This window comes from Saccharothrix espanaensis DSM 44229 (assembly GCF_000328705.1).
In the GTDB taxonomy this organism is placed as follows: Bacteria; Actinomycetota; Actinomycetes; order Mycobacteriales; family Pseudonocardiaceae; genus Actinosynnema; species Actinosynnema espanaense.
Genome location: NC_019673.1, coordinates 3,145,903 through 3,158,482, shown reverse-complemented (window position 1 = coordinate 3,158,482; position 12,580 = coordinate 3,145,903). Strand labels below are relative to the sequence as shown.

Below are 12,580 nucleotides of genomic sequence, written 5' to 3'. Positions count from 1 at the left end.
GACGCCGGTCCGGATCGGACACCCGACCGGCGCGATCGCGGCCCGCGCGGACTCCACAAGGGACACCGGGCCCGGACCGGGCGGCGCGACAGGATTTGACCGATACCACTAATCCCGGTCGCGCAGAATATTCTCCCTGACCGGTCATCGTCCCACCTGGTGTTTTCTAACCTCAACGGCGCATTGCCCGGACAACGCGCGCCGGTATGGTGGAACGAGTGGCGGACCGCCTTTCTCGAACCACCCTCGTCGTCGTGCTCTCCGCACTGTTCCTCGGAGCCGCAGGATGTACCGCGACGACTCCGGAAAACCGCAATTCGGCCGAACCCCCGGGACCGGCGGACGGCGGCCTCGTCTACCAACTCCAGAATTACTCCGACGGACGGCTGGACACATTGGCCGGCACCTCCTCGCGGTTCGTCGTGGTGGACCTGGCGCGGGACGCCGGGCACTCCTACTTCGGGCCCGACGAGATCGGCCGGCTGCGGGCGGCCGGGAAAACGGTGCTGGCCTACTTCGAAATCGGGTCGATCGAGTCGTTCCGGCCGGACTTCGGCGCGGTCGCCGCCGACCGGGCCGGGCTGCTGCTCAACGAGTGGACCAGCTGGCCGGGCGAGCACTTCGTCCGCTACTGGGAGCCCAGTTGGTGGAACCTGGCCGTCCGGCCCCGGCTGGACCGCGCGCTGGCCGCCGGGTTCGACGGCGTCTACCTGGACACCCCGCTGGCCTACGAGGAGATCGACCTCGACCTGGTCGGCGGTCTCCAGCGCCCCGAACTCGGTCGCCGGATGGTCGACCTGATCGCCCGGATCAGCGAGTACGGCAAGCGCGCGAACCCCGCTTTCCGGGTGTTCCCGCAGAACTCCCCGGAGTTGCACGAGTACCCGGGCTACCTCGCCGCGGTCGACGGCATCGGGGTGGAGGAGCTGTTCTTCCAGGCCACCGACAAACCTTGTTCGGCGGACTACTGCGGAACGAACCTCGCCGCCACCCGCGCGCTCCGCGAGGCCGGCAAGACGGTGTTGGCGGTGGACTACGCGACCGATCCGCAGAACGTCGCGACAGCCTGCCGCAGGTACCGCGAAGAAGGTTTCGAAGGATACGTCACGGTGCGCGCGCTGGACCGGATCAGCACACCGTGCCGGTGACCTTCGACTACATCGGGCACCCCGACCAGGCAAGGAGCGGAATGTGACGAACGGGTCGCGCGAACTGCGGCGGATCGGAATAGTCGGAATGGGCTACGTGGGCCTCACCCTGGCCGCCGCGCTGGCCCGCAAGGGGTACGAGGTGCACGGCGTCGACAGCCAGTCCGCGGTGCTGGACTCGCTGGCGCAGGGCCGCCCGCACATCTTCGAACCCGGCGTCGAGGAGGTCTTCGGCGAGTGGGTCGGCAAGCGCATCTTCCTGTACCCGGAACTGCCCGACAACGGGGTCGACGCGGCCGTCATCTGCGTCTCGACGCCGGTCGAGCAGGCCGGGCACCGGCCGTACCTGGACAACCTGGCCGCCGCCGCCGAGCACATCGCCAAGCGGTGCTCGCCGGACACCCTGGTGGTCGTGCGCAGCACGGTCCCGGTCGGCGCGACCCGGTCGGTCGTGCTGCCCCGGCTGGTCGAGGCGTGGGGCTCGGCCCGGCTGGTGATGGCGCCGGAGCGCACCATCCAGGGCCAGGCGCTGCGCGAGCTGGTCGAGCTGCCGCAGGTGGTGGGCGGGCTGGACGAGGACAGCCTGGCGCTGGGCGTCGAGCTGTTCGGCGGGCTGGCGGGCCAGGTCGTGCCGGTGTCCGACCTGGAGACCGCGGAACTGGTCAAGCTCACCAACAACTGCCACACCGACGTCATCTACTCGTTCGGCAACGAGGTGGCCAGGCTGACCGAGCAGTTCGGCCTGGACCCGCTGGAGGTCATCCGGGCGACCAACCTGGACTACCCGCGGCCCAACATCGCCAAGCCCGGCTACGTCGGCGGCGGCTGCCTGTCCAAGGACCCGTACATCCTGCTGTCCGCCGCGGCCGACGCGGGCTACGTCCCGCCGCTGATCCTGGCCGCCCGGCAGGTCAACGAGGACACCCCGGTGCACGTCGCCGGCCGGGTGGTCGACCTGCTCGACGAGCCGCGCGGCAAGACCCTGTTCGTGCTCGGCTGGGCCTACAAGGGCTGGCCGCCCACCGACGACATGCGCGGCACGCCGATCGTGTCGATGATGCCGGTGTTCGAGGCCGCCGGCGTGCGGGTGATCGGCCACGACCCGCTGGTCGGCCCGGAGGTGATCCGGGCGCACGGCGGCGAGCCGGTCGACCTGCGCGACGGGTTCGCCGCGGCCGACGCGGTGCTGGTGATCACCGACCACCCCGAGTACCGCGAGCTGGACGTGGACGCGGTGCTGCCGGGCTCGAACATCGGCCTGGTCTACGACTCGTGGCGGGTGCTCGACGGTGACCGGGTGACCGGCCACGGGGTGCGCTACGCGGGCCTGGGCTACGAGCGGGACGCACGGTGAAGGCGCTGGTGCTGGGCGGCGCGGGCTTCATCGGCCTGCACCTGACCCGGCGGCTGCTCGCCGACGGCCACCGGGTCGCGATCGTGGACGACTTCTCGCGCGGCCGCGACGACCCGGAGCTGGCGGCGCTGGACGTGCCGGTGCACTCGGCCGACCTCACCGACCCGGCCGCGTTCGCCGCGCTGCCCGACGACGCCGACCACGTCTACCTGCTGGCGGCGGTGGTCGGCGTGCGCAACGTCGAGCGCGACCCGGAGCGGGTGGTCCGGGTCAACACGCTGGCCGTGCTGAACACGCTGGCGTGGCTCAAGCCCCACCAGAGGCTGTTCTTCGCCTCGACCAGCGAGGCCTACGCGGGCGGCGTGACCCGGGGTGTCGTGCCGGTGCCCACGCCGGAGGACGTGCCGCTGCTGGTGGAGGACGTCACCGCGCCGAGGTTCGCCTACGGCATCAGCAAGATGCTCGGTGAGGCGGCGGTCGTGCACAGCGCGCGGGCGAAGGGCTTCTCGGCGGTGATCGGCCGGTTCCACAACGTCTACGGGCCCCGGATGGGCGCGGACCACGTGATCCCGGAGCTGTGCCTGCGGGCGATCCGGCGCGAGGACCCGTTCCGGGTCTACGGTTCCGACCAGTTCCGGGCGTTCTGCCACGTGGACGACGCGGTCGAGGCGATGGTGCGGCTGATGGCGGCGGAGCGGGCCGCGGACCGGATCGTGCACATCGGCAACGACTCGGTGGAGACCAACATCGGCGAGCTGACCGAGCTGGTGCTCAAGATCGCCGGGCACGACCCGGTGCTGGACCGGGAGCCCGCGCCGGCCGGCTCGGTCCGGCGCAGGTGCCCGGACCTGGCGCTGCTGCGGGAGCTGACCGGGTTCGAGCCCGGGGTGTCGCTGGAGGACGGCGTCCGCCGGACCTTCGCGTGGTACCGGGACCACCACTCGGCGTGAGCCGCGGGCGGTTGGAACGGGCGGTGGCCGCCGTTCCAACCGCTCGCACCGGTCAGCCCACCGCGGCCCAGAGGTCGCGGACCGAGGCCCGCAGGTCCCGGCGCGGCGACCAGTCGAGGCTCCGCCGGGCGCGGGTCAGGTCGGCCGCGATCCAGTTCACCGCGCCGGACCGGGCGGGTGCCGGGTCGGACTCGACGATCCGGCCGGTGTACCCGGCGAACTCGGCGAGCAGGCCGACCGCGTCCCGGACCGGCACGGCCACGCCGCTGCCGACGTTGAGCACCGGGTCGGGCCGGGTCGCCGAGAACGCGGCCCGGGAGACCGCCTCCGCGACGTCCCGCACGTCCACGAAGTCCCGGTAGGCCCCGAGCGGGCCGAGCCGGACCTCCTGACCGGGCGCGCCCAACGCCGACCGGACGGCACTGGCCGCCCGGCCCAGGACGGTCCCGTCCGGCAGTCCCGCGCCGATCGGGTTGAACACCCGGAGCACCACGGCGTCGAGCTTGCCCGCGGTGACCGCGGCGCGCACGAGGGTCGTGCCCGCCAGCTTGGTGATGCCGTACGCCGCGACCGGGTTCGCGGGCGTGTCCTCGGTGACCGCCACGCCCTCGGGCACGACGCCGTACTCCGCCGCCGACCCGAGCACGACCAGCCGCGCGGACGGTGCCGCGGCCGGGATCGCGTCGAGCAGGCGGGCGGTGGCCGTCACGTTGGCCGCCACCATCTCCGCGTAGGTCCCGTCGAGCAGACCGACGCAGTTGACCACCACGTCCGGCGCGGTGGTGCTCAACAGGTCGGCGAGGTCACCGGCACCGCCGGTCACCAGGTCGTGCCGCGCCCAGCCAACCGCGTCCGGGGCCCTCCGCCCGACCCTGACGACCGCCGCGCCGCCAGGGTCCGAGGACAGGGCTCCGGCCACTTCCCGCCCGAGGTACCCGGACGCGCCGAACAGCAGCACCCTGCGCACGGTCACGACGCGGCTCCGAGCGGGGTGTCGTCCCGCACTCCGGGCAGCAGCACCGATCGCACCTCCCCGAAGCACCGGTTGGCCTCGTCGTAGTCGTCCGGGCGGCCGATGTCGAGCCAGTACCCGTCGAACTCGAACGCGGCCGGTCCCGCGTCGCGCTCGAGCAGGTCGAGCACCAGGTCGTCGAGCCCGAACGGGACGTCCGCCGGGTACGGTTCGAGCGTCGCGCGCGACATCGCGTAGACGCCCATGCTGACCCCGTAGGACAGTTCCGGCTTCTCCACGAAGTGGACGATCCGACCGTGCTCGGTCTCCAGCGTGCCGAAGTCGATCTTCACCTTCCTCCGGTAGGTGGCCACGGTCAGCGGCGCCCCGCTGGAGACGTGGTGCGCGAGCAGGGCGATGTAGTCGAGGTCGGTGAGGACGTCGCCGTTCATCACCAGGAACTGCTCGGGGAGCCGGTCCAGGAAGCTGAGCAGGGGGCCGATCGTCGACAGCGGTTTCTCCTCCTCCGCGTAGTCGACCTCGATGTTCCACCGCGAGCCGTCGCCGACGAACGCCCGGATCAGCGATCCGAGGTGGCCGATGGCGAGCGTGACGCGGTCGAACGAGTGGGCGCGCAACTGTTGCAGGATGATGTCGAGGATCGCGTACTCCTCGCCGATCGGGACCAAGGGCTTCGGCAACGCCGTGGTGTAGGGCCGTAGTCGCACTCCCTGACCACCGGCGAGTATCACCGCGTGCATTCGAGGTTCCCTTCTGTCATCGGTAGTGCCGTACTTGCCCGACGCTCCGGCGGAGCGCCGTGAGCAGGAGGATCGACAGTGCCGCGCAGCACCCCAGGAACACCGGTACGTCGCCGTACCGGGCCGGGCCGGCCGCGGTGACCTCCACCAGCACCACGTCGACCGGCAGCACCAGGGCCAGGCAGGCGGTGGCCCGGCCGGTGCCGCCGGTGCGGATGAGGACGAAGCCGAGGAAGAACGCGCCGCCGAGCAGGACGTGCGCGTCGATCAGGAGCGCGCCGTGCACGGTCAGCACGCCGCCCGCCCTCAGCGCGGACAGCAGCACCAGGGCCAGCGCGCCGAGCACGAGCAGGCAGGTCGCCAGTTCGCGCAGCAGCAGCCGCCACATCGCCCGGTCGAACAGGGCCGGTGACGCGCAGCGCCGCAGCAGCGCGCCGGCCTGGTCGAACAGCCGGTGCACCCGCCACTCGACCGCCCCCATGCCGACCACGAGCGGCGTGACGCCCACCGCGAGGTCGACCGGCCCCATCACGTACCGGACGTCGGTGTGCAGCAGGAAAGCCGCGCACAGCGCCGCGTACACCGTGCTGGGCAGGGCGCCGAGGGCGAGCACCCGGGCCGGCGGGACCTTGCCGGGGTCGTTGCCGCGCACCCGGCCGGTCCGGTACCCGGCGACGAGCGCGAGCGACACCGACAGCAGGCCGGCCACCAGCACCGGCGGGACCATCTCCTCGGCGTAGCCGGAGATCAGGTGCATCACACCGGCCAGGCAGGCGGGCAGCATGGCCGCCAGCAGCAGCACCTCCCGGCGGTGGAACAGCAGGATGCCGGAGGCGACCTGGAAACCGGTCTGCGCCAGCACGAACAGCACCAGCTCGACGCCACCGCCGTACCAGCGCAGGATCAGCAGCGCCCCGGCGAAGGCCAGCACGAACCCGCCGCCGCCGAGCAGCACCAGGGTGCGCGCCGCCAGCCGGGTCGCGCCCGCGCCGGTCAGCCGGTGGCCGATCCAGCTCGTGCCCGCGCCCCACACCCACCCGGCGGTCGTGGCGAAGACCAGGCCGCGCAACATGTCCGGCCCGCCCAGGACGGCGAACACCGCCGGGTAGACGGCGCTGGGCATCAGGTAGAGCAGGCCGTGCATGACGTCGGCCCACCACGGCCGGGCCGGTTCCGGCGGCGGCTCGGCGGCCGGCGCGGCGGGGGTGAGCAACGGGTAGACGTGGTGGGCGAGCTCGAACACGTCGGCCATGCCGTACTCGGCGACCGCCGCCTCGTCGGTGACGCCCTGGCTCTCCAGCATCGCCGCCACCTGGAGCTCGTCGACCGGGTCGGGCAGCAGCGGCCGGATGTTCCCGACCAGCTCCTCCAGCGTCATCCCGACCTCCCGACGAGCACCAGTTCGGCGTACCGGGCCTGGTAGCTGTCGTTCCAGCGTTGCAGGGTGAAGTGCTCCAGCACCCGCTGCCGCGCCAGGTCGCCGAGCCGGCGGCGCAGCCCGCCGTCGGCCAGCAGCCGGACGCAGGCCCGCGCGACCGCCTCGTGGTCACGCGGCGGCACGACGAAACCGGCGTCCCCCACCGCTTCCGGCACGCCCCCGACGTTCGTGCAGACCGGCGGCCGGCCGGTCGACATCGCCTCCACGAGCGAGAACGGGAAGCCCTCCGAGATGCTGGTCAGCGCGACGACGTGGCCGGCGTGGTAGGCGTCGACCTGGTTGGGCACCCGGCCCTCGAACACCGCCGAGTCGGTCAGGCCGAGCTCCTCGACCAGCCGGACGCAGCCCGCGTGGTAGCCCTCGTTGGCGACGGTGACCGGGCCGAACATCCGCAGCCGGGCGTCGGGCACCTCGGTGCGGACCACCCGGAACGCCCGGATCAGCGTGTGCAGGTCCTTGAGCGGGTCGATGCGGCCGACGAACACGATCGTCGGCACGTCCGGTTCGCCCGGCGCCTGCGGGAAGTCCTCCGGGTCGATGCCGTTGTACATGGTGCTCATCCGCGACTCGTCGGCCCCGTTCCTCAGCTGCCAGCGGCGGTTGTAGCCCGAGTGCGGGGCGAGCATGTCGCAGCTCAGGTACGCCGCGCCGGCCAGCGCGCGGTGGAAGGCGAGCAGGATCTTCTTGACCCGTTGCGGCAGGTCCTCCTTCACCGCGGCCAGGTAGCGCTCCCGGAGGTACACGCCGTGCTCCGACATGAGCATCGGGGTTCCGTGCGCCCACTTCGCCGCCAGGCCCACCAGCGCGCTGAGCCCGTTCATCGCGAGGTGGCACACGTCGACCTTGATCGGCGGGTGGAACAACGGCCGCAGCATGTGCTCCAGGAGGTCGGCCACGACGACCGCGTCCTGTAGCGGCAACGGTTCCCCGTGCGCCTCGGCGGTCACGTCGACGATCCTCGACACCGCGTCGTTGGACACCAGGGCCGCGCCGACGTCCGCTGTGCGCGCCGCGTCGAACATCCGGCGCAGCGCGGCCAGGAACGCCTCGGCCGTGCCCTCGGCGTGCGGGATGAACGATCGCAGGAAGGCGTCGTGGATCTCGGCGAAGCCCTTCGGTTTCCGGCGCGCGTGGCGCCGGCGTCTGCCCCACAGCGGGAGGTTCACCACCTCCACCAGGTTGGCCGGGGACGGCCAGGTCGGGCGTTCGGTGCCGTCGACGGTGAGGGCGACGACGGTGAACGCGTGTTCGGGCATCCCCCGGACGAGCTGGTCGCACCACAGGCTCACCCCGCCGGGGTGGAAGGGGTAGGTGCCCTCCGAGATGAGCGCGATGCGGGTGCGGGTGTCCGGCAGGTGTCTGGCCGTGGTAGGCGGCCGGAGCTGGTACGTCGTCATGCGGCGGGTCTCGTCTTCAGGACGACGCGGTCCCCGGCGGTCAGGCCGACCCGGGACACGGTGTCCGATCCGTAGGTTTCCGCCTCGTCCGCCGACCGCTGGTCGGCTTCGGTCGCCGGGCGGGTCTCCAGGCCCGTCACGAACAGCGCGCCGGTCGCGGCGGGCGTGTAGGCGACGGTCCCGGTGACCCGGTTCCAGACCGCGTCGTGGCGCGCGGCCAGTTCCGCGAAGTGCGCGGTGCGCGCCTCCACGTACCCGGCCAGCGACACCCAGTCGGGGTTCTTCAACGGCACCGCGAAGTAGGCGGAGTACTTCGCGACCGTCGCTCCGACCCAGTCGAAGGTGAGGCTGTGTCCGGGCCGGTACTCGCGCACGTTGCCCTGGTGCAGGGTGTGCGCGTAGACCGACCCGTTCATCAGGTGCTGCGCGGCGATCTCGGCTTCGGTCTCGATGATCTCCTCGTAGGTCAGGTCCCGGTCGCCGTGCTCCGGGTCGGTGCCGGCCCGCCCGTAGGCGGCGTTGAACAGCGCGGTCTGCTCGGCGGGCTCGGTCGCCTCGAACGCGATCGACGTCGGCCAGTCCGGCACCACGAACACCTCGGGGCGCAGCGGGTGGGCCACGCCGCAGTTGAAGCAGGGCGGCCGGTGCCCGGCGAAGGACATGTTGCCCTGCACGTACTTCACGCCCAGGTCGCGCGCGGCGTCGAGCAGGGCCTGGTTGGACCCGCCCAGCCCGTGGTCGGTCGGCGGGCCCGACAGGTCGGCCCGGTCCGGGTGGTAGACGCCCAGGCCGGAGTACTCGGGCGTCTTGAGCACGGTCGGCGGCACCGGGATCCCGGCCGCGGCCGCGAACTCCAGGTTCCGCTCGATCTCCGCCCGGTTGACCGCGTAGGTGGTGTCGTTCATCTGCGGGTGGTTCGCGGTGTGGTTGACCCACCGGAACTCGTCGACCAGGAACTTGGAGCAGCCGCTGAGCGAGTCCGGACTGCCGGTGTCCTCGCACGTGGCGGGCGCGCCGGCGTCCAGCCGGCTGCCGTTGTAGGGCAGGTTGAGCCGGAACTCCCCGGCCTGCGGGTGTCGGCGCGCCAGCTCGTCCTGCGCGGCGGCGGCCGCGACGGCGTCCCGGCCGTCGAGCCGGTACAGGCCGGTGCGACCGTCCGGGTACTTCCGCATGGTCACGTTGAACCAGTCGTCCACGTCCACCGAGAACCAGTGCCGCTGCTCGCCGAGCAGCACCCCCCTGGTCGCCCAGCGGAGCAGTCCCCGGCCCAGCAGCAGCTCCGGGACCGAGCCCACGCCGGTGGAGAAGGTGAGCGCGAGCCGTTCCCGGCCGTCCGGCGCGCGCGAGAGCACCGCGACCACGTCGTCCCCGGCGGTCAGCAGGGGTTCGGCGGTGCAGCCCGGGGCCAGGCCCGTGCGGTACAGGTAGGACCCGGTGAGCGGGATGCGCACGTCCGGGTTCAGGTGGTCGAACACCTCGCGGCCGGCGTCGGTCAGCGCGAGCGGCACGGGCGTGCCCTCCACCGCCACCTCGCTCCGGGCGCGCAGGCAGTGGTCCTCGGGCTCGGTGCCCGCGGCCGTGTTCAGCGCGACCTGCCGCACCCGGTAGGTCCGCTCGTAGTCCCACAGCGCGGTCCACTGCGGACCGTCGAGTGCCGAGGTGAACTGCCCGGCGGGCCCCTCGCGGAGCAGGGCGTTGTTGGTGAGCAGGATCGCGTTGTACCGGCCGACGCCCTCCGGGGTGGTGAGGCGTTGCGGCGTGACCGGCTCGGAGCCCGCGAGCAGCACGTCGTAGGGCGTGCCGAAGCGGTCCAGCACCGAACGCCAGGTGCCCAGGCCGAAGTCGTCCGGCCCGGTGGCGATCACGAGCTGCCGCAGCGCCACCAGTTCGCCCCGCCGCGCGACGCCCTCGTCCGCGACTCGCACCGGGACCTCCTTCTTGACGGCGACGGGAACCGGCACGGGCACCGGTTCCGCTCCGCCCGAACCGTCGTCGATGGCCGGACTCGTCAGGGTGATCGCTGTGATCAGCAGTGCGACGACCATCAGCAGCGGGACGTGCGGAGCGGAACCGGGCCGTAATCGGTTCATCGCCGCGGGACCGCCGTGGCCACGACCCGGGCGCCCGCCTTGATCGGCACCCGCGTGATGCGGTCGGTGCCGTAGCGGTCGGTCTCCCCCGACGGCGCGGTCGCGCCGGTCAGGAACAGCGACCCGGTGGTGGCCGGGGTGAACGTGATGGTGTTGTCGGACTTGTTCCACACCGGATCACGCTTCGCGGTGATCTCGGCGTGGTGCTGGGTGCGCGCCTGCACGTACCTCGCGAGCGCCGGCCAGTCCGGGTTGCGCAGCGGCACCTGGTAGCGCTCGCTGTACTTGGCCACGACCACCTTCAGCCAGTCGAAGGTGAGGTTGCGGCCGGATGCGTACTGCCGCAGGTTGCCCTGGTGCAGCGTGTGCGCGTAGGCCGAACCGGACATCACGTGGTGCAGCGCGACCTCGGCCTCGTAGTCGACCATCTCGGTGTAGCTCAGGTCGTGGTCGTGGAAGGGGAACTTGCCCTTGGGCCCGTAGAAGCTGTTGTAGAACAACGTCTGCTCGGCGGGCGCGGTGGTGTGGTAGCCGATGTTGGTCGGCCAGTCCGGCACGACGAGCAGCTCCGGGCGCAGCGGGTGCTTGATGCCGCAGTTGAAGCAGCTCGGCACGTGGCTGGGGAACGACATGTTGCCGTGCAGGTACCGCACGCCGACGTCGTAGGCCGCGTCGAGCATGGACTTGTTGGACTTGGCCAGGCCGAAGTCCGTCGGCGGGTCGGTGTCCGGGGCATCCGGGTTCGGGTTGTACACGCCCAGGCCCGAGTAGGCCGGCGTCTTGAGCACGTCGGTCGGCACGGTCAGCCCGATGTCGCGGCCGATGTCCAGGTTGTCCTCGATCTCGTCCCGGGCGGTGTCGTAGTCGGTGAAGTTGAGCTCCGGGTGGTTCACCGTGTGGTTGAGCCAGCGGAAGCTGCGCGACAGGCAGCGGGAGTAGCTGGTCAACGGGTCCGGCGTGTCGGCGTCCTCGCACTGCGACGGTGCCTCGTCATCGACCCCGCTGCCGTTGTAGGGCAGGTTGAGGGTGAAGCCGGCGGCCATCGGCGACGAGCGCAGCGCCCGTTGCTGGGCCTCGCTGGACGCGATGTCGGCCCCGGTCATCCGGTAGCCCGGGTCGGTCTCCAGGTGCCCGTCCGGGTACAGGTGGTCGGTGAAGTTGAACAGGTCGTCGACGTCGACGTTGATCCAGTGCCGGGACTCGCCCAGCAGCACGCCCCGGGTGGCCCAGCGCAGCAGGCCGTAGCCGAGCAGGTCGGTCTGCGCCAGGTACTGGTCGGAGGTGAAGGTCAGCGCCGCCCGCTCGCGCCCGTCGGTCGACGTGCTGGTCACGCCGACCACGTAGTCGCCGATCTTGAGCAGCGGTTCGGCCGCGCAGCCCGGGGCCAGGACCGACCGGTAGACGTACGAGTCGGTGATCGGGACGGTCGCCGTCGGCTTGAGGTAGTCGAACAGCTTGCCGCCGGCGTCGGTCAGCTTGGCGCTGAACTTCTCGGTGGAACCGCCCTCGACGCCGGGCCGCAGGCAGTAGTCCTCGGGGAAGGTCCCCCAGGAGGTGAACAGCGAGGCCTGGCGGACCCGGAAGGCCGCCTCGTAGCCCCACAGCGTCCGCCACTCGGTGGTGTCGAACGCGCTGACGTAGTCGCCCGACCCGTTGGGGTGCAGCAGGGCGTTGTCGGTGAGCAGGATGGCGCTGTAGCGGCCGGTGCCGTCCGCGTTGACCAGCCGGGCCGGGGTCAGCGGCTCGGACTTGGCCAGCAGGACGTCGTAGGGGGACCCGGTCCGGTCCAGCACGGCCTTCCAGGTGGGCAGGCCGAAGTCCGCGGCGTCCAGGCCGATCACCAGCGGGCGCAGCGCGACCTTGTCGGCGGGGAGCAGGGCCGGCGCGTGGGCGACCGGCGCGATGGGACCGTCACGTTCGACGGTGGGCGTGGGTCTGGCCGGCTTCGGGCGGGCGACCTCGCCCAGGACGAGGCCGTGCCGGTGGTGCCGGCCGCCCTCCGCGGCGGCGACGCCCGCGGCCGGGAGCAGCCCGGCGGCCACGACGACGAGCGTCGCCAGAAATGACCCCAGCCGCTTCGAACCAACAGTATTCGAAACCAAGGCATAACCCTTTCAGGTAGCACGGAATCCCGCACCGTTGCGGTTTGCCAGGGAGTCCACGAGGACTCTCTCGACCATCTTCTCCGGCCCACCCTCGCGGCTTGGGGGCCAACGCCGGAAGCACCACGGCGGCCATTCAGATCAACTCGGCCACCACATTTCCGGCCCCGGACGAGGCGGACAGGCGCCCTTCCGGGCACCTCCGCCGCGCCTCCGTCCGAGGAACCCGGGACATACCTCGAATAATGTAGACAGCGCGGTTCGGGCACGGGTACCGCGATTCGTGCGAAACACTATTTGCCTAGGAGTAGCCCGCAGAGCGCCGAACGGCTCACGTCACAAGAACTACCCGGTCACGGTTCGCCATATTATCCCGGTCACCCGGAAT

Annotated in this window: 9 protein-coding genes; 3 read left to right on the top strand and 6 right to left on the bottom strand. The window is 71.8% G+C overall.

The genetic code is table 11. The annotated features are described in order from the left end of the window. Nucleotides 1-254: 254 nt before the first annotated feature. From BN6_RS14400 to BN6_RS14390, 3 genes are read left to right on the top strand one after another with little or no spacing between them, the layout of a single operon-like run. Nucleotides 255-1,148 carry an endo alpha-1,4 polygalactosaminidase gene (locus BN6_RS14400; RefSeq protein ID WP_231905292.1) on the top strand — a complete coding sequence of 298 codons (894 nt, stop codon included), beginning with the start codon at nucleotides 255-257 and terminating at the stop codon, nucleotides 1,146-1,148. Nucleotides 1,149-1,191: 43 nt separating this feature from the next. Further along, a complete protein-coding gene (locus tag BN6_RS14395) occupies nucleotides 1,192-2,502 on the top strand; it encodes a nucleotide sugar dehydrogenase (RefSeq protein WP_015100385.1) in 1,311 nt (436 codons plus the stop codon). Beyond that, on the top strand, nucleotides 2,499-3,452 hold the full coding sequence (locus BN6_RS14390; protein ID WP_015100384.1) for an NAD-dependent epimerase/dehydratase family protein: 954 nt from the start codon (nucleotides 2,499-2,501) through the stop codon (nucleotides 3,450-3,452). Before BN6_RS14395 ends, BN6_RS14390 begins: the two co-directional genes overlap by 4 nt. 52 nt (nucleotides 3,453-3,504) lie before the next feature. Here the strand turns inward: BN6_RS14390 and BN6_RS14385 are convergent, their stop codons facing one another. The 6 genes from BN6_RS14385 to BN6_RS42935 are packed head-to-tail and all read right to left on the bottom strand — an operon-like array spanning nucleotide 3,505 to nucleotide 12,132. After that, nucleotides 3,505-4,425, bottom strand: a complete 921-nt coding sequence (locus BN6_RS14385; RefSeq protein WP_015100383.1) for an NAD-dependent epimerase/dehydratase family protein — start codon at nucleotides 4,423-4,425, stop codon at nucleotides 3,505-3,507. Beyond that, entirely contained in the window at nucleotides 4,422-5,165 is a 744-nt protein-coding gene (locus BN6_RS14380) for a nucleotidyltransferase family protein (RefSeq protein WP_015100382.1), read from the bottom strand. The genes BN6_RS14385 and BN6_RS14380 overlap by 4 nt, the downstream gene beginning before the upstream one ends. A gap of 16 nt (nucleotides 5,166-5,181) precedes the next feature. Beyond that, a complete protein-coding gene (locus BN6_RS14375; RefSeq protein WP_015100381.1) occupies nucleotides 5,182-6,543 on the bottom strand; it encodes a hypothetical protein in 1,362 nt (453 codons plus the stop codon). Further along, entirely contained in the window at nucleotides 6,540-8,000 is a 1,461-nt protein-coding gene (gene pelF / locus BN6_RS14370; protein WP_015100380.1) for a GT4 family glycosyltransferase PelF, read from the bottom strand. The genes BN6_RS14375 and pelF overlap by 4 nt, the downstream gene beginning before the upstream one ends. Next, nucleotides 7,997-10,090 carry an Agd3-related carbohydrate-binding protein gene (locus BN6_RS14365; RefSeq protein ID WP_148302875.1) on the bottom strand — a complete coding sequence of 698 codons (2,094 nt, stop codon included), beginning with the start codon at nucleotides 10,088-10,090 and terminating at the stop codon, nucleotides 7,997-7,999. The genes pelF and BN6_RS14365 overlap by 4 nt, the downstream gene beginning before the upstream one ends. Then, nucleotides 10,087-12,132, bottom strand: a complete 2,046-nt coding sequence (locus BN6_RS42935) for an Agd3-related carbohydrate-binding protein (RefSeq protein WP_148302874.1) — start codon at nucleotides 12,130-12,132, stop codon at nucleotides 10,087-10,089. The genes BN6_RS14365 and BN6_RS42935 overlap by 4 nt, the downstream gene beginning before the upstream one ends. Nucleotides 12,133-12,580 lie beyond the last annotated feature (448 nt).

What these genes read in the sequence shown, in the direction of transcription:
- BN6_RS14380 (WP_015100382.1), bottom strand. Translation starts at nt 5,165, where the DNA reads ATGCACGCGGTGATACTCGCCGGTGGTCAGGGAGTGCGACTACGGCCC.
- BN6_RS14365 (WP_148302875.1), bottom strand. Translation starts at nt 10,090, where the DNA reads ATGAACCGATTACGGCCCGGTTCCGCTCCGCACGTCCCGCTGCTGATG.
- pelF (WP_015100380.1), bottom strand. Translation starts at nt 8,000, where the DNA reads ATGACGACGTACCAGCTCCGGCCGCCTACCACGGCCAGACACCTGCCG.
- BN6_RS14375 (WP_015100381.1), bottom strand. Translation starts at nt 6,543, where the DNA reads ATGACGCTGGAGGAGCTGGTCGGGAACATCCGGCCGCTGCTGCCCGAC.